Raw genomic sequence first — 15,993 nt, 5'->3', positions numbered from 1 at the left:
CGTCTCAGCGACCGAAGCTCGGCGCTTCCACGATCCGCCACGCCTGCGGGACCGCAGGCTCTGTTGGACACGCCGCCTCCAGGGTGCGCCCGTCCCGCGTCCGATAGCGCACCGACTGCCCCGCCGCGCAGCGCGCCTTTACGGCGTCGAACATGGCCTGACCAACCGCTTGGGGATTGAAACCTTCGACAGAATCAATGATCGGCCCGCCGGACAAGGGGCCGCAATTCTCTCCATCAAGCTTCAACGCCCCAGGCTCGTTGTAGAAGCCATAGGAGCCTGTGAGACAGTTGGCCTTTGCGACGTGAAAGAGCGCCGCCGCCATAAACTCCTGATCCGTGGGTGCGTTGACGACCGTCACGCCCAGGTCCGCCAGACGGTCTCGGATTTTGTCCCAACGCCCTTCTACCTGCGGGTCCAGAACCAGGTGTACGGCGCTTGTGTCGGACAAGGCCGCCAGAAACTCGGCCGTGCCAAACCCGTCGGCTTGGCTGCGGGCGGTTTCCAACATTCTCCCCCACAAGGAAAAGAAATCGCCCTTGCCGGCGTGCCGGAGTTCCAAGTCGGCGATCCATTGAACCACCGTTCCACAGTCGTAGACAGCGCTGCCGGATCTCAGCGCCGGCCGTCGCCCACCTGCGTTCTGATACGTGCGGCGGCAGCCGTTCATTTTTGTACTCATCCGGGCGCGAGCTTGATCTTCCGACATGCCGCCGCTGGAGACCGGCCCCGTGATTGCGGCATACTCGGCGGAACCTTCATGCAGCCAGGGGGCCGTATCTCCGTCCCTGTTGTGCACGCCGTGACCGTTCCACAGATGGAAGGCCTCATGCCAGACGAAGGGCGACACCTCCTCTTGAGCGGACCGCCATCCTTCTCCTTTGAAACGTAGGGATATGACGCCCGTATCCGTGACGTCCCCCCTGAACGCCGAAGGCCCCGGACTATCGACGCTGACCACGAGCACGGGCTTCAAGGTCGGAGCGATACCCAACCGCGACCGATAAAACGCTCGCGACCCGGCAAACTCGTTGCGGATGGACTGGTCCAGTTCAGACGCCAATTGCGGCGGGGCGATCACCAAGGCGTCGCCGTAGTCGGCGACATAGTCCTTGGGCCCGACAAAGACGTATCCATCTATCGCGTCGCTGGACGGCACGGCGACGGACGCGCCGTCTATTTCGGCCCTCAGGGTGGTCGAAATACCCTCGCCCTTCAAACCGGGGCCATAGAGGACGAAGCCGTTTCCGGTTCGGCTCAGCCCCACATAGACGCGGTCAACCTCTGCGAGATCGGGAGTGATCATAAGCTCGAACCCGGAGATCGGCCCATCCCCCGTCACGACGCCGTCCGAAAGCTTCAGTCCGGGCGTCGTCACGCGCCACTGATCTCGGATGATGTCCTTGTCCGCGAATGCGAAACTGTCTGAGGGCGCGGACAGTGCGTATCTCACGACCATGCCTTCAGACGTCTGGGTCAAGACAGCCTCCGCCGTCGGCGCGGGCGACGAAGGAGGTTCGATCTGTGAACCGACAAGCCCAAGAATTAAGGCGCACCACGCGAACGACATTAAATTACCCCCAGGCCGTCCGAGACACTCAACCTGAACGCGCGCGGAAATCAAACGAAAAGGGCCGGCGGATCGCTCCGCTGACCCAGACGGGGTCAACTCGCTCCACGCCGACCGCGCCGCCGCCCCCCCTGGAGCTGGACGCCCGCAACGGGTCATCGTCCGCCTGGACGCCCGCCATGGCGTAGCGACACTCGCCAACGCCATGATCATCGCCCTGCTGAACGCCGCTGCGCTTTAAGGTGCGGCGCGTCAGGCCAGGGAGAGCGACACCTGCAAACGGCGAAATACATGGACGTAGCGCCACTCGCCCTCCGGCTATAAGGTCGTCACGATCAGGTTGTGCTTGGGGACGAAGATGGCGGAATATCGGGCGGCGATTGTGTTTGGAGTCGTCATCGGCGCCGCAGGCTGCGCCGCCACGCCGAAAGCGATTTCCGGCGGCGCTGAATTCGCTCCTTCTTCCGACCTCGCCGCCCAGGCGCGCGTACGAAACATGAACATAACCTCGGCCAGCCTTTACAACATGCCCCTGCCCCATTTCAGCGAGGATTTGCGAGCGGCGTTGAACCATTGCGCCACCGGGGATCGCGAACTCGACCTCAGAGCGCATATCGAACAGCCGGATCGCGCCCATCTCGTCACCACGTTCGAGTTGACCGATCCAGCAGACAATGATCGCGTGGTGGGCCGCTATCGCATTGGGATCGACGAGATTGCGCCGCTGGTGCTTGACACAGGAGCTCCGAACCAAAGCGACGCAGGCGCCCGTACCGGGCATGGCCTGTGTGCTCAAATCTTCGGATCGACCGTCCGGTAAGGCGAGGTCCGTTCGCGTGACCTCAAGGCAGAACCGGCGCGGCATGGCGCCCAACGAAAAGGGCCGGCGGATCGCTCCGCCGGCCCTCTTTGTATCTCGGCGAACCGCTGCCTATTCGGCCGCGATCGGCGCCTCGGTTTCCGGGCCGCGCGCGAGGTTGCGCAGGACGTAGGGCATGACGCCGCCGGCCAGCAGATAGTCCATCTCGGTCTGGTTATCGATGCGGCAGCGGACCGGGAAGCGGGCCATCTTGCCGTCCGACGGGCGGAACAGCTCGACCCACAGGTCCTGGCGCGGGCGCAGCTTGCCGACATTGGCGTCGGACAGGCCGCGGATGGTGACGATCTCCTCGCCGGTCAGGCCCAGCTTCTGCCAGCCGTCCTGTTTGAACTGCAGCGGCACCACGCCCATGCCGACCAGGTTCGAACGGTGGATGCGTTCGAAGCTTTCGGCGATGACGGCGCGAACGCCCAAGAGGCGCGTGCCCTTGGCCGCCCAGTCGCGCGACGAGCCGGTGCCGTACTCCTTGCCGGCGAAGACGACCAAGGGCCGGCCTTCCGACTGATACCGCATGGCGGCGTCATAGATCGACATGGTGTCGCCCGACGGGAAGTGCTTCGTCACGCCGCCCTCGATCTCGGGCGTGATCCGGTTCTTGATGCGGATATTGGCGAAGGTGCCGCGCATCATGACTTCGTGGTTGCCGCGGCGGGCGCCGTAGCTGTTGAACTCGGCCGCCTCGACGCCGTGGTTCGTCAGATAGACGCCGGCGGGCGAGGTCTTCTTGATCGAACCGGCCGGGGAGATGTGGTCGGTGGTGATCGAGTCGCCGAAGATGGCCAGAACGCGGGCTTCGACCACGTCCTGAACCGGGGTCAGCTCCATCGACAGGCCGTCGAAATAGGGCGGGTTGGCCACATAGGTGGAGGCGTCGTCCCACTCATAGGTCTGGCCGCCGGCGACCTTGATCGCCTGCCAGTGCTTGTCGCCCTTGAACACGTCCTTGTAGCGTTTGGCGAACATGGCCGGGGTGACCGACTTGCGCTGAATGTCGGCGATTTCCTGGGTGGTGGGCCAGATGTCCTTCAGGAAGACGTCATTGCCGTTCTTGTCCTGACCGATCGGATCCTTGGTGATGTCGATCCGCATCGAGCCGGCGATGGCGTAGGCCACGACCAGCGGTGGCGAGGCCAGATAGTTGGCCTGGACGTCGGGGTTCACCCGGCCTTCGAAGTTGCGGTTGCCCGACAGGACCGAGGTGGCGACCAGGGCGTTGTCGTTGATCGCCTTCGAGATCGCCGGGTCCAGCGGGCCCGAGTTGCCGATGCAGGTGGTGCAGCCGTAGCCGACCAGGTTGAAGCCCAGGGCGTCCAGGTCCTTCTGCAGGCCGGCGTCGGTCAGATAGTCGGTGACGACCTGCGAGCCGGGGGCCAGCGAGGTCTTGACCCAGGGCTTGGCCTTCAGACCCAGGGCGTTGGCCTTGCGCGCCACCAGGCCGGCGGCGATCAGGACCGAGGGGTTGGAGGTGTTGGTGCAGGAGGTGATGGCGGCGATGACCACATCGCCGTCGCCGACGGTGAAGCCTTCACCCTCGACGGCCGCGCGCGGAGCGTCGGCGGGACGGTTGAAGACCTCGGTCAGGGCGGTCTCGAAGGCCGGGGCGGCCGCGGTCAGTTCGACGCGGTCCTGGGGACGCTTGGGGCCGGCCAGCGACGGCACGACCGTGGCCAGGTCCAGCTCCAGCACGTCGGTGAAGACCGGGTCTTCCGAGGTCTCGTCGATCCACAGGCCTTGGGCCTTGGCGTAGGCTTCGACCAGGGCGACGCGCGCCTTGTCGCGGCCGGTGGCGGTCAGATAGCCGATGGTGGCGGCCGAGACGGGGAAGAAGCCGCAGGTGGCGCCGTATTCCGGGGCCATGTTGGCGATGGTCGCCTGGTCTTCGATCGTCATGTTCGGCAGGGCGTCGCCGAAGAATTCGACGAACTTGCCGACCACGCCCTTCTTGCGCAGCATCTGGGTGACGGTCAGCACCAGGTCGGTGGCGGTCGTGCCTTCCGGCAGACGGCCGGTCAGTTTGAAGCCGATGACTTCCGGGATCAGCATCGGGATCGGCTGGCCCAGCATGGCCGCCTCGGCCTCGATGCCGCCGACGCCCCAGCCCAGAACGGCCAGGCCGTTGATCATGGTCGTGTGGCTGTCGGTGCCGACGACGGTGTCGGGATAGGCGACGGTCTTCTTGCCCTCTTCCAGGGTCCAGACGGTCTGGGCCAGGTTCTCCAGGTTCACCTGGTGGCAGATGCCGGTGCCGGGGGGCACGACGCGGAAGTTGTTGAAGGCCGACGAACCCCAGCGCAGGAAGTTGTAGCGCTCGATGTTGCGCTCATATTCGCGCTCGACGTTCTGGCCGAAGGCCTTGGGCGTGCCGAAGTGGTCGACCATGACCGAGTGGTCGATGACCAGATCGACCGGCACCAGCGGGTTGATCTTGGCGGCGTCGGCGCCCAGGGCGCTCATGGCGTCGCGCATGGCGGCCAGATCGACCACGGCGGGCACGCCCGTGAAGTCCTGCATCAGGACGCGGGCGGGGCGGAAGGCGATCTCGTGCTCGACCGAGCCCTTGTTCTCGACCCAGGCGGCGACGGCCTTCAGGTCGTCCTGCGTCACCGAGACGCCGTCCTCGTTGCGCAGCAGGTTCTCCAGCAGCACCTTCATCGAGCGCGGCAGGCGGGAAATCCCGGCCAGACCCGCTTCCTCGGCGGCCGGAAGGCTGTAATAGGCGTATTTCTTGCGCCCGACGGAAAGGTCCTGGCGGGTGTTGAAGCTGTCGATCGACGGCATGGAGAGTTTTCCTCTGGTCAGCGCCGCCCGACAATCCGGTTGCGCCTTCGCGCGGCAGACGCAGCGGCTCACAGGGCCCCTGCGCGCGCGGCGAAAGCCTGCTGCGGCAAGCGTGCCTATAGACCCGCTCGATCGCACCGTCCATGTGTCCACACCCCCGACGTGGACATTGAGAAGGGTTCTCAAAACAGCCTTCTATCTCCCTCCCCCCTCGGGGGAGGGTGGGCGAGCGAAGCGAGGCCGGGTGGGAAGGGCCGGGCGACGCCCCACGGACCTGATCGGCGCAAAACAGCGCATCCACGCCGGGCCGCCCCCACTCGGTCGCTGCGCGCCCCCCCTCCCCCGCGGGGGGAGAGAGATGGTCCCATGATCCACACCCTCTCGATCTCCGACCTGACCGTCTCGCGCGGCGAGCGTCGCCTGTTCTCGGGCCTGAGCCTTGATCTGCGCGCCGGAGAGGCCGTGGCGCTGACCGGCGCCAACGGGGCGGGCAAGACCAGTCTGCTGCGGACCGTCGCCGGCCTGCTGCGCCCCGACGCGGGCGAGATCGCCTTTCACGACGGCGACGGCAATCGGCTGGACGATCATCTGGCGCGCGGGCGCGAAGTGCATTTCCTCGGCCACCAGGACGGACTGAAGACCGGGCGCACGGCCCGCCGGGAGCTGGGCTTCCAGTGCGACTGGCTGGGCCACACCCAGACCGGCTTCGATCACGCCGTCGAGGCGTTCGGCCTTGAGCCCCTGCTGGACCTTGAGGTTCGGCGCCTGTCCGCCGGCCAGCGCCGTCGTCTGGCCATGGGCCGGCTGGTCGGATCGCCCCGCGCCCTGTGGCTGCTGGACGAGCCCATGGCCCCGCTGGACGCCCGCTGGCGCGCCGTCTTCGCCGACCAGATGCGCCGTCACCTCGACGCCGACGGCCTGATCCTCGCCGCCGTCCACGACCCCCTGCCCATCCCGGCCCGCACCCTGGACCTGGGAGGTCTGGCGTGAGGCGGCCGGTGGACGCCGAACCCCGCCCGCCCGGCCTGCGGGGCGCGACGCGCGTCTTGCTGGAACGGGAGCTGGACCTGGCCTGGAGCGGCGGGGGCGGCCCGCTTCTGGCCTGCGGCTTCTTCGCCTGCCTGACCGCCGTCCTGCCCCTGGCGGCGGGGGGCGATCCGCGCACGCTTTCGCCGGTGGCGGGCGGGATCGCCTGGCTGGCCCTGGCGCTAGCCTCGCTGCTGTCGCTGGAGCGGCTGTTCGAACGGGACCTGGAGGACGGGGCGCTGGACCTGCTGGCCATCGGCCATCTGCCGCTGGAATCGGTGGTTCTGATCAAGGCCCTGGCCCAGTGGATCGCCGTCGGCCTGCCCCTGGCCCTGACCGCGCCGGTCGCCGCCCTGGCCCTGGGCCTGCCGGTTTCGCTGGCGCCCCTCGCCGCCCTGTCGGCCCTGATCGGCGGGGCGGGCTTCGCCTTGACCGGCGCCCTGGGCGCCGCCCTGGCTCTGGGCGCCAAGCGGGGCGGCCTGCTGATCGCCGTCGTGGTCCTGCCCCTGTTCATCCCGCCCGTGGTGTTCGGCGCCGGGGCGCTGGAGCGGGCGGCGTCCGGCCAGTCGCCGGCCCCGGCCCTGGCCTTCCTTACCGCCTACGTCCTGTTCGCCGGGGTCATCGCCGCCTTCGCCGGGGCGGCGGCGGTCAGGAACGCCCAAGGCTAGGGGACGCCGTGACACGCCGCTTGCCCGCCGCCGTCCCGCCGCGTAATCGCTGACACCATGTTCGGCCTGTCCAATCCGCAGCGGTTCATGCGCTTCACCGGCCCGCTGACGCCGGTGCTGTGGACGGCCGCCGCCGTCCTGCTGGCGGTTGGAACCTGGCTCAGCTTCACCGTTCCCGCCGACTATCAGCAGGGGGACACGGTGCGGATCATGTTCGTCCATGTGCCCGCCGCCAGCCTGGGCCTGGGGGCCTATGCGGCGCTCGGGGTCTCCAGCTTCTTCGCCCTGGTCTTCCGCCACGCCCTGGCCGACGCCGCCGCCCGGGCCGCCGCCCTGCCCGGCGCCGCCTTCACCGCCCTGGCTCTTTTCACCGGCTCGCTGTGGGGCCAGCCCATGTGGGGAACCTGGTGGGTCTGGGACGCGCGCCTGACCAGCGTCCTGGTGCTGTTCCTCTTCTATCTCGGCTATATGGCGCTTCGGGCCTCGATCGACGACGAGCAGAAGGGCGCCCGCGCCGCCGCCGTCCTGGGCCTGGTCGGGCTGATCAACCTGCCCATCGTCAAATTCTCGGTCGACTGGTGGAACACCCTGCACCAGCCGGCCAGCTTCCTGACGCCGGGCGCCTCGGGCCTAGACCCCGTCTATCTGCCCCCCTTCCTGACCATGCTGGCGGCCTATGGGGTGTTGTTCGCGGCCCTGTGGCTGACGGCGATCCGCACCGAGATCCGCCGCCGCCGCGTCCTCTCCCTGCGCGCGCGAAAGGCGCTGGAGGCCTAAGATGCTCGACCTCGACATGGCGCCCTACGCCGCCTTCGTCTGGCCTGCCTGGGGCGTCAGCGCCCTGGTGCTGGCCGCCCTGACGGCCCGCGCCGTCGTCGCCTCGCGCAAATGGAAGCGCGAACTCGAGCGTCTGGAAAAAGACCAGAGCGCGACATCAGACGCGGCAGTCTCCCCGCGCCCTCAAGCAGCGCAAAGCGCGATAGGGCCCTTAAAATGAACCGCTGGCTGGCCCTGCTGCCGCTCGTCGTGGCGGTCGCCCTGTTCGCCCTGTTCGCCGGCTGGTCGCTGAAGCGCGATCCGGCCTTCAAGCCCGACGCCATGGTCGGCCAGCCCATCCCCGAGACCGTCCTGCCCATGCTGGAAGGCGACACGGCCGGGCCGGGCAATCTGGACCTGAAGACCGCCGGAGTGGGACGGCCCATGCTGGTCAATGTCTTCGCCTCCTGGTGCGCCCCCTGCCGGATCGAACACCCCAAGCTTCTGGCCCTCAAGGCGCGCGGGATCGCCGTCGTCGGCGTGGCCTATAAGGACGAGCCGGTCGCCACCCGCGCCTTCCTGGACGAGCTGGGCGATCCCTATTCCATGGTCCTGGTCGATCGCGAAGGTCGGGCCGGGCTGGACCTGGGCATATCCGGCGTGCCGGAGACCTTCGCCGTGGACGCCATGGGCCGGATCACCGCCAAACAGTCCGGCCCCCTGCTGAACGACGCCGACATCGAGCGGCTGGTCGCCTCCATGCAGGCGCCGGCCCGCGCCCCGCCTTCAAAAAGCAGCCGTTAAGCCGGGATTAACCTTCTTTCCTGAGATCTTGTTAACGATTGTCGCCCCGCGATGCGTTAACGGTTGGCTATGAGCGCGATTCGTCCAGGTTTGCCCCAGACCCTTCCGCCGTCCGGCGGCGAGACCTCGTCGGCGCGCAACGCCCAGGCCGCCTTCTTCCGCGCGGCCCTGAACCAGGTCCAGACCAATCCGATCCAGGCTGCTCCGATCCAGCCTCAGACGCCCGCCGCAAGCCCGACGCGGCCGACCCCGCCCTCGCCATCGACCGACGGACAGCCGCCCCGGATCATGCGTCCGGGGACCTATCTTGACATCAAGGTCTGATCAGCTCCAGCCCTTGCCGGCGATATATTGCTGCAGCAGGTCGATCCGGGTCGCGTCCGACGGGTGGGTCGAGGCGAACTGCGGAATGCTGGCCTGACGCTGGGCCGCCATCAGCCGCCACAGGGCCACGGCCTGGGACGGGCGGAAACCGGCGGCCTGCATATAGTCCACGCCCAGCCGGTCGGCCTCCAGCTCGTCGCGCCGTGAATAGGGCAGCAGCAGACCGTACTGGGCCGCCAGACCGCCATAGGCGTTGACCGCGTCGCCGTAACGCCCCGCCGCCCCGCCGACGGCCGCCAGGCCGATGGAGGTCGCCGCCTGGCTCGACGCCCGCTCGGCGGCGTGGTTGGCGACGACATGGCCGATCTCATGGCCGATCACGGTCGCCAACTGGTCGTCGTTCTGGACCAGGGCCAGCAGGCTGTCGGTCACGCCGATCTGGCCGGACGGCAGGACGAAGGCGTTCGGGCTCTTCTCGCTGAAGACCGCATAGTCCCAGGTCCGGTCGCCGAGGCCCGCCGCCTGGACCAGACGGTTGCCGACGCGACGGATGCGATCGACCTGGGCGCCCGAGGTCTGGACGCCCGGCTTGCTGATCGCCTCGCGCCAGGCGGCGTTCGATTGCTGAGCCAGAGCGGCGTTGTCGACCAGAAGCAGCTGGTTGCGACCGAGCGCCTCATTATAGGCGCAGGCCGACAGGGCCGAGGCCGCGACGGCGGCGGCCAGCAGACGGACAGGAAGACGGGAGGCGGGGCGGCGAAGGGCGATCATGGAGGCGACCTCTCTGGCTCGAACGGGGAAACAGCCAAGCAAATCCCGCAGCTCCCGTCGAGGTTCCCGCCAAGCTGCCCCTCAGTCCCTGGGCGTCGCGCCCAGCAGGGTGCGACACGCCTCGGCTTCCGCCGCCAGGGCCGCCCGCCTCGCCTCCCCAAAACCGTCCAGGGTCCGATAGGGCATGGCCAGGCGCGGATTGTCCCTGAGCCGGCCCCGATTCCGCTCCAGAAAGCCCCAGTACAGCCGGTTGAACGGGCAGGCGGCGTCGCCGCTCTTGCTCTTCACATCATAGCGACAGCCGCCGCAGTAATCGCTCATCCGGTCGATATAGGCCCCCGAAGCCGCATAGGGCTTCGACCCCACGATCCCGCCGTCCGCGAACAGGGCCATGCCCCGCGTATTGGGCATCTCCACCCACTCATAGGCGTCGGCGTAGACGGCCATATACCAGTCGTCGACCGCATCCGGATGCACGCCCAGCAGCAGGGCCAGGTTGCCCGTCACCATCAGCCGCTGGATATGGTGGGCGTAGGCGTTCTCCCGCGTCGTCCTCACCACATCGGCCACGCAGGCCATGTCGGTTTCGCCCGACCAGTAGAACCAGGGCAGATTCCGGTCCGCGTCCAGGAAGTTCCTTGCCCGATATTCCGGCGCCTTCAGCCAGTAGATTCCGCGCACGAACTCCCGCCAGCCCAGGATCTGGCGGATAAAGCCCTCGGCCGCGTTCAACGGCGCCCGTCCGGCGCGATAGACCGCCTCGGCCCGGCGGCAGACGTCCATCGGATCAAGCAGGCCCAGGTTCAACGACGTCGAGATCAGCCCGTGCCACATCCACGGCTGATCCTCCGCCATGGCGTCCTGCCAGTCGCCGAAGCCGGACAGGATGTTCGCCAGGAAATCCTCCAGAACCGTCTCGGCCTCCTCGGCCGTCGTCGGCCAGCCGAAATCGTGCAGGGCGCCGAAATGATCGGGAAACAGGCAGGCGACGTCCGCCATGGCCGACTGTGTTATCGCGTTGGGCGTGATGCGCAGGCGTTTGGGCGGCCTCACCCCGCGCGGCAACTTCTTGCGGTTCTCGGCGTCATAGTTCCAGCGCCCGCCCTCCGGCTGATCGCCGTCCATCAGCAGACCGGTCGCGCGCCGCATCTCGCGATAGAAGAACTCCATCCGCAGCTGCGACTTGCCCGAGGCCCAGCGCCGGAACCGGTCGTGTGAGCACAGGAACCGCCGGTCCTCGCGGATCTCCACGGGCAGGCCCGCCCCTTCGGCGAAGGCCGCCAGATGTTCGGCCAGGCGCCATTCCCCGCATTCGGTCAGGACGGCGCGGTCATAGACGCCCGCATCCAGGGCCCGCGCCAGTTCGCCGGTGATCGAGCCGCTGTTGTCCGGATCGTCGATCGCCACATAGCGCACCCGCACGCCCCGAGCCCTCAGCCGTTCGGCGTGGTTCCGCATGGCGGCGAAGACCAGGGCGATCTTCTGCTTGTGATGGCGGACATAGGTCGCCTCGTCGCGCACCTCGGCCATCAGCACCGTGTCGGCGGCGGGATCCAGCCCCTCCAGGGCGGTCAGCCTGTCCGACAGTTGATCGCCCAGCACCAGTCTCAGAACCGCCACGCCTCAACCTGCCCTTCGCGCCAGGGCCTGAAGCCGGGGCCGCACCTTCAGAAACAGGCGATAGGCCGCCTCCAGCCCCGCCAGCACAATCGGCGACCGCGCCGCGAGGCCCAGCGGCCGCAGCAGGGGAATGGCCCGCCACATGGCCGCAAAGGCCGCCGCCCCCGACAGGATCCGCCCGTCCTCGCGTGCATGAAACCGGGCCAGCAAGGTTTCGCGATCCAGCGGGCAGGCGACATCCCCGTCGCCCGCCACATCGACGAATTCGATGACGCCGCGGCGATCCAGCCGTCGCATCAGGACGATCTCGCGGCGGCACAGGGGACAGGCCCCGTCGTGCCAGACGACCAGCCGGCTCATCGGCTTGGTTCAGAACAGGGCGCGGGGCGGGCTGAACGTCGGATCATCGGGGAGGAGAGCTTCCGGAGGGCGCGGCGCGCGGTGATCGTGATATACGAACCGGCGCCGGGGATCGGATTTGCCTCCCCGCACAGACGCCGGATCGAGATGGACACGAACGCCCCCGCCCGCCTTCCCTCCCTCGCCCGCCAGCTGGGCTTCTCGGGCCTGCTGCCCCAGGCGGCGGCGGTCGCCCTGCTGGTCGGCGGCGGGGCCGAATTGCGCCCCCTGGCCCTGGGTCTGGCCTTTGGTTACGCCGCCCTGATCTTCAGCTTCCTGGGCGGGGTCTGGTGGGGACTGGCGGCGGCCGCGCGCGGCAAGGCCCCCGCCTGGGTCTGGGGCGTGGCGGTGCTTCCGTCGCTGCTGGCCCTGGCTGCGGCCTGGCCCCTCGCGGCGGGCGAGAGCGATCTCCGACTGTCGCTGGGCCTGCTGGGCGGCTTCATCGCCCTCAGCGTCCTGGTCGATCTCCGGCTGAAGGCCTTGGGCCTGACGCCCGAGGGCTGGCTGGGGCTGCGGCTACCCTTGTCTCTGGGCCTCGGCGCCCTGACGCTGGCGGCCGCCCTGCTCTGAGACATCGTTGGGTTTCAGGCAAAAAATCGGGGCCTGCCGAGAACGACAGGCCCCTGATTTTGCATCCCGACATGGAGCGGGCGAGGCGATTCGAACGCCCGACCCCAACCTTGGCAAGGTTGTGCTCTACCACTGAGCTACGCCCGCAATCCGTAAGGCGCTAAGTGTGCGCCCCGTCGAGGAGGGGGCGTATAGCGGAGGGTTGCGGCGGACCGCAACCCCTTTTTTTCGGCCTATCGCACTTCGTGCTGCTTGAGGCTGAGAGACCGCCTTTTGATCACGGCCGGAGCCCCTTCGCGCTCAAGCAGCGAGCCTCGTCATTCCCGCGAAGGCGGGAACGCATCGCGAGCGTAGCGCCCTTCCGCGCTCAAGCAGCGAGCCGCCGCGCGGCGAGCGATAGCGCGCTAAAGATGTCAGCGCGGCGCCAAACGTATGGCCCCGTCCAGGCGGATGCACTCCCCGTTGATATAGACGTTGCGCGCCAGCTCCAGCACCAGGGAGGCGTAGTCGGCGGGCGTGCCCAGACGGCTGGGGAAGGGGATGGCGGCGGCCAGGGCGTCCTGAATCTTCTGGTCCATGCCGGCCATCATCGGCGTCCACATGATGCCGGGCAGGATGGTGTTGCAGCGCACCCCTTCCTGGGCCAGGTCGCGCGCGATCGGCAGGGTCATGGCGTAGACCCCGCCCTTGGAGGCCGAATAGGCCGCCTGGCCGATCTGGCCGTCCTGGGCCGCCACCGAGGCGGTGTTGACGATCAGGCCGCGCTCGCCGTCCGCCATGGGCTCCAGGGTCACCATGCCCGCCGCCGACTGCGACAGGACGCGGAAGGTGCCGAACAGATTGACCCGCACGGTGCGTTCGAACTGGGCCATGTCGTGGGCCTTGATCTCGCCGGTGTCCTTCTTGCGCGAGACGGTCTTCATGCCGGTGGCGATGCCCGCGCAGTTGACGGTCAGCCGCTCCTGGCCGTGGGCGGCGCGCGCCTTTTCGAAGGCGGCGGCCACCGAGGCGTCGTCGGTCACGTCCACCTGGCAGAAGACGCCGCCGATCTCGGCGGCAATGGCCTCGCCCTTCTCGGCGTTCAGATCGAACAGGGCCACCTTGGCGCCCGTGGCGGCGATGGCGCGGGCCGTGCCTTCGCCGAGGCCGGACGCCCCGCCCGTGACCACGGCGGCGATGCTGCTGTCGAGTTTCATCTCGGTCTTTCCTATGTTGTAATGAACCTGAGTTTCGTTTGAGGATTTAGCGGCCATGACCGCCAAAGCCAAACCCGTCTCGCCCGAAGACGCCCTGGACCCGAAAAAGGCCCTGGTCCCGACCGTGGTGAAGGTCAATGAGGCGCGGGTGACGCGCGGCTTCTGGCCCAAGATCCAGCGCACGGCGGCACGCATCCCCTTCGCGGATCAGGCCCTGGCCGCCTGGTACGCCGCCCGCGATCCCCAGACTCCGCTTCCGGCCAAGGGGATGATCTTCGCCGCCCTGGCCTATTTCGTCATGCCGGTGGACGCCATTCCCGACCTGTTCGCCGGCATAGGCTACACCGACGACGCGGCGGTCATCGCCGCCCTGATTGCCACCCTGGGCGCCAACATCAAACGCCGCCACCGCGACCAGGCCGAAGAGGCGGTTGAGCGGCTGAGGGGCGGATGACCGACCTTCCCCCGCTCGCGGGGGAAGTGTCAGGCCGTGGCGCGCAGCGACACGCCTGACGATGGGGGAAGTCTTCCTTTTGGCGAAACTCCCCTCTCCGTCGCTGGTCCGCTACGCGGACGCCGCGACACCTCTCCCGCAAGCGGGAGAGGGTCTGATTTAATCCCCTACGACCACCACGATCTTGCCCAGGGCCTGACGGTCGCCCAAGGCCTTGATCGCCGCCCCCGCCTTCTCCAGCGGGAAGGTCTTGGACACGCGCGGCTTGATCTTGCCCTCGGCGTACATCTGCATCAGCTCGGCCATGTTGGCGGCGTGGCCCTTGGGATCGCGCGCCACGGCCGCGCCCCAGAAGACCCCGATCACCGACACCGATTTCAACAGGGTCAGGTTCAGCGGCAGGGCCGGGATGCCCGCCGGGAAGCCGACGACCAGATAGCGGCCGTTCCAGTCCATGGCCCTGAGCGCCGGCTCGGCGTAGTCGCCGCCGACCGCGTCATAAACGACGTCGGCCCCGTCCCGCCCGGTCGCCAGTTTGAACTCGCCGGACAGTTCCTTCTGCGCCGCCTTGTCCATCGGCCCGGTCGGATAGATCAGGCCGTTGTCGGCCCCCAGCGCCAGGGCGAACTCGACCTTGTCATTGGTCGAGGCGGCGGCGACCACGCGAGCGCCCATGGCCTTACCCAGCTCCACGGCGGCGGCGCCGACGCCGCCTGCGGCGCCCAGCACCAGCAGGGTCTCGCCCGGCTTCAGCTGCGCCCGGTCCTTCAGGGCGTAATAGCTGGTGCCGTAGGTCATGATCAGGGCCGCCGCCTCCTCGAAGCTCATGGCCTCGGGCATGGGAATGACCGTCTCGGCCCTGACCGCCAGCCGTTCCACCAGCCCGCCCCAGCCGGGCACGGCGATGACCCGGTCGCCCTTGGCCACGCCCTTGACGCCCTCGCCCACCGCCTCGACCACGCCCGCCACCTCAGCGCCGGGCGAAAAGGGCCGTTCGGGGCGGAACTGGTATTTGTCCTCGATGATCAACGTATCGGGATAGTTGATCCCCACGGCCTTGACCTCGATGACCACTTCGCCCGCCTTGGGTGTCGGATCGAGCACGTCTTCGACCACGAGAGTTTCGGGACCACCGGCGGCCTTGGACAGAACTGCGCGCATTATTCCTCCCTTGGGCCTACCGCGCTTAGCGCGACTTGAGGCCCGCTTGTGTTCGACCGACATGGCGCGGCCTTCATCCCGACGCTAAAGAGCGCCACGCCCGATTGAAAGAGGCGACAGAGACAGGCTCAGGAAGACGACATGACCGCCCTCATCCTCCACGGCGGCGCCGGCGCCCGGCGCGAACGCAACTATGACGCCGAGGTCGCCCACATGCGCCAGGTGGTCGAGGCCATGAAACCGCGTCTGGACGCGGGCGAGAGCGCCCTGGACGTCGCCACGGCCGCCGTCGTCATGCTGGAGGATTCCGGCCTCTATGTCGCCGGCAAGGGCGCCTCGCCCAATCTGGCCGGCGCCTATGAGCTGGACGCCAGCCTGATGGACGGATCGACGAAACGGGCCGGGTCCGTCGCCGCCCTCCAGGGCTTTCGCAACCCTGTCGTCGCGGCCCGCGCGGTGATGGAGCGCACCCCCCACGTCATGCTGGTGGGCGAGGGCGCGGCCCTGTTCGCCCAGGATCAGGGGCTGGAGCCGATCGCCGACGAGGCCGCCTGGTATACGGGCGCCGGTCAGGGCGAGGACAATCATCCGCCCGGAACCCTGAGCCACGGCACGGTCGGCGCTTGCGTGCTGGACAGCCAGGGCCGTCTCGCCGCCGCCACCTCGACCGCCGGGGTCTTCGGCAAGATGCCGGGCCGCGCCGGCGACACCCCCATCCCCGCCGCCGGAACCTGGGCCGACGGCCACGCCGCGACCTCCTGCACCGGCCAGGGCGAATATTTCATCCGCGTCGCCGCCGCCGCCCAGGTCGCCTGGCGTGTCGCCGCCGGTCAGTCGCTGGCCGATGCGACCCAGGCCGTCATCGACGAGATCGGCCAGATGGGCGGCGACGGCGGCCTGATCGCCCTTGACGCCGCCGGAAACATCGCCGCCCCTTTCAACAGCCAGGGAATGAAACACGCCTGGCTGACGCCGGACGGCGAGATCGGCGTCGAGGTGTTTGAACGACGATAATT

17 protein-coding genes, 1 tRNA gene and 1 pseudogene are annotated in these 15,993 nt (G+C 68.3%); 11 read left to right on the top strand and 8 right to left on the bottom strand.

Going from position 1 to position 15,993, the window contains the following annotated elements:
- Window positions 1–4: 4 nt before the first annotated feature.
- Entirely contained in the window at window positions 5–1,480 is a 1,476-nt protein-coding gene (locus JL11_RS04680) for a hypothetical protein (protein ID WP_156314149.1), read from the bottom strand.
- Between the two features lie 163 nt (window positions 1,481–1,643).
- Here JL11_RS04680 and JL11_RS17865 point away from each other — a divergent pair.
- Window positions 1,644–1,811, top strand: a pseudogene (locus JL11_RS17865) (ketopantoate reductase C-terminal domain-containing protein); the annotation flags it as partial.
- A 117-nt stretch (window positions 1,812–1,928) separates the two neighbouring features.
- On the top strand, window positions 1,929–2,390 hold the full coding sequence (locus JL11_RS04675; RefSeq protein ID WP_054764631.1) for a hypothetical protein: 462 nt from the start codon (window positions 1,929–1,931) through the stop codon (window positions 2,388–2,390).
- A gap of 111 nt (window positions 2,391–2,501) precedes the next feature.
- On the opposite strand, the gene acnA is transcribed toward JL11_RS04675, so the two are convergent.
- The gene (gene acnA, locus JL11_RS04670; protein ID WP_054764630.1) at window positions 2,502–5,228 is read right to left on the bottom strand and encodes an aconitate hydratase AcnA; all 2,727 of its coding nucleotides are present in this window, start codon (window positions 5,226–5,228) and stop codon (window positions 2,502–2,504) included.
- 366 nt (window positions 5,229–5,594) lie between these two features.
- On the opposite strand from acnA, the gene ccmA reads away from it, so the two are divergent.
- The 6 genes from ccmA to JL11_RS04640 all read left to right on the top strand — a co-directional run bounded on the left by ccmA (window position 5,595) and on the right by JL11_RS04640 (window position 8,806).
- A complete protein-coding gene (gene ccmA, locus JL11_RS04665) occupies window positions 5,595–6,218 on the top strand; it encodes a heme ABC exporter ATP-binding protein CcmA (protein WP_054764629.1) in 624 nt (207 codons plus the stop codon).
- A complete protein-coding gene (gene ccmB, locus JL11_RS04660; protein WP_082382596.1) occupies window positions 6,215–6,922 on the top strand; it encodes a heme exporter protein CcmB in 708 nt (235 codons plus the stop codon). Before ccmA ends, ccmB begins: the two co-directional genes overlap by 4 nt.
- Window positions 6,923–6,979: 57 nt before the next feature.
- The gene (locus JL11_RS04655; protein WP_054764628.1) at window positions 6,980–7,699 is read left to right on the top strand and encodes a heme ABC transporter permease; all 720 of its coding nucleotides are present in this window, start codon (window positions 6,980–6,982) and stop codon (window positions 7,697–7,699) included.
- A 1-nt stretch (window position 7,700) separates the two neighbouring features.
- On the top strand, window positions 7,701–7,919 hold the full coding sequence (gene ccmD, locus JL11_RS04650; RefSeq protein ID WP_054764627.1) for a heme exporter protein CcmD: 219 nt from the start codon (window positions 7,701–7,703) through the stop codon (window positions 7,917–7,919).
- Window positions 7,916–8,482, top strand: coding sequence for a DsbE family thiol:disulfide interchange protein (locus JL11_RS04645; RefSeq protein WP_054764626.1), 567 nt, complete (start codon window positions 7,916–7,918; stop codon window positions 8,480–8,482). Before ccmD ends, JL11_RS04645 begins: the two co-directional genes overlap by 4 nt.
- A 69-nt stretch (window positions 8,483–8,551) precedes the next feature.
- A complete protein-coding gene (locus JL11_RS04640) occupies window positions 8,552–8,806 on the top strand; it encodes a hypothetical protein (RefSeq protein WP_054764625.1) in 255 nt (84 codons plus the stop codon).
- Here JL11_RS04640 and JL11_RS04635 read toward each other — a convergent pair whose 3' ends face one another.
- From JL11_RS04635 to JL11_RS04625, 3 genes are all read right to left on the bottom strand, one after another.
- Complete coding sequence (locus JL11_RS04635) at window positions 8,807–9,577, bottom strand: M48 family metallopeptidase (RefSeq protein ID WP_054764624.1); 771 nt, start codon at window positions 9,575–9,577, stop codon at window positions 8,807–8,809.
- An 81-nt stretch (window positions 9,578–9,658) separates the two neighbouring features.
- Window positions 9,659–11,197, bottom strand: coding sequence for a cryptochrome/photolyase family protein (locus JL11_RS04630; RefSeq protein ID WP_054764623.1), 1,539 nt, complete (start codon window positions 11,195–11,197; stop codon window positions 9,659–9,661).
- Between the two features lie 3 nt (window positions 11,198–11,200).
- Window positions 11,201–11,557, bottom strand: coding sequence for a thiol-disulfide oxidoreductase DCC family protein (locus JL11_RS04625; RefSeq protein WP_054764622.1), 357 nt, complete (start codon window positions 11,555–11,557; stop codon window positions 11,201–11,203).
- Window positions 11,558–11,704: 147 nt separating this feature from the next.
- On the opposite strand from JL11_RS04625, the gene JL11_RS04620 reads away from it, so the two are divergent.
- Window positions 11,705–12,166: a DUF3429 family protein gene (locus tag JL11_RS04620; RefSeq protein WP_054764621.1), complete on the top strand. Its 462-nt coding sequence runs from the start codon at window positions 11,705–11,707 to the stop codon at window positions 12,164–12,166.
- A 72-nt stretch (window positions 12,167–12,238) separates the two neighbouring features.
- Here the strand turns inward: JL11_RS04620 and JL11_RS04615 are convergent.
- Window positions 12,239–12,313, bottom strand: a tRNA-Gly gene (locus tag JL11_RS04615).
- Window positions 12,314–12,579: 266 nt separating this feature from the next.
- On the bottom strand, window positions 12,580–13,362 hold the full coding sequence (locus JL11_RS04610) for an SDR family NAD(P)-dependent oxidoreductase (RefSeq protein ID WP_054764620.1): 783 nt from the start codon (window positions 13,360–13,362) through the stop codon (window positions 12,580–12,582).
- Between the two features lie 55 nt (window positions 13,363–13,417).
- Here JL11_RS04610 and JL11_RS04605 point away from each other — a divergent pair, with 55 nt between their 5' ends.
- Window positions 13,418–13,816 (top strand): YkvA family protein, encoded by a 399-nt coding sequence (locus JL11_RS04605; RefSeq protein ID WP_054764619.1) that lies wholly within the window; start codon window positions 13,418–13,420, stop codon window positions 13,814–13,816.
- A gap of 159 nt (window positions 13,817–13,975) precedes the next feature.
- On the opposite strand, the gene JL11_RS04600 is transcribed toward JL11_RS04605, so the two are convergent.
- A complete protein-coding gene (locus JL11_RS04600; RefSeq protein ID WP_054764618.1) occupies window positions 13,976–14,977 on the bottom strand; it encodes an NADPH:quinone oxidoreductase family protein in 1,002 nt (333 codons plus the stop codon).
- A 141-nt stretch (window positions 14,978–15,118) separates the two neighbouring features.
- Between JL11_RS04600 and JL11_RS04595 the strand changes: the two genes are divergently transcribed.
- Complete coding sequence (locus JL11_RS04595) at window positions 15,119–15,991, top strand: isoaspartyl peptidase/L-asparaginase family protein (protein WP_054764617.1); 873 nt, start codon at window positions 15,119–15,121, stop codon at window positions 15,989–15,991.
- The last annotated feature ends 2 nt before the right edge of the window (window positions 15,992–15,993 follow it).

Origin of the sequence: Brevundimonas sp. DS20 (assembly GCF_001310255.1) — a bacterium.
GTDB classification, from domain to species: Bacteria; Pseudomonadota; Alphaproteobacteria; order Caulobacterales; family Caulobacteraceae; genus Brevundimonas; species Brevundimonas aurantiaca.
Note: the sequence above shows the minus strand (reverse complement) of the source record. Positions and strands in the feature narration are given on the sequence as shown.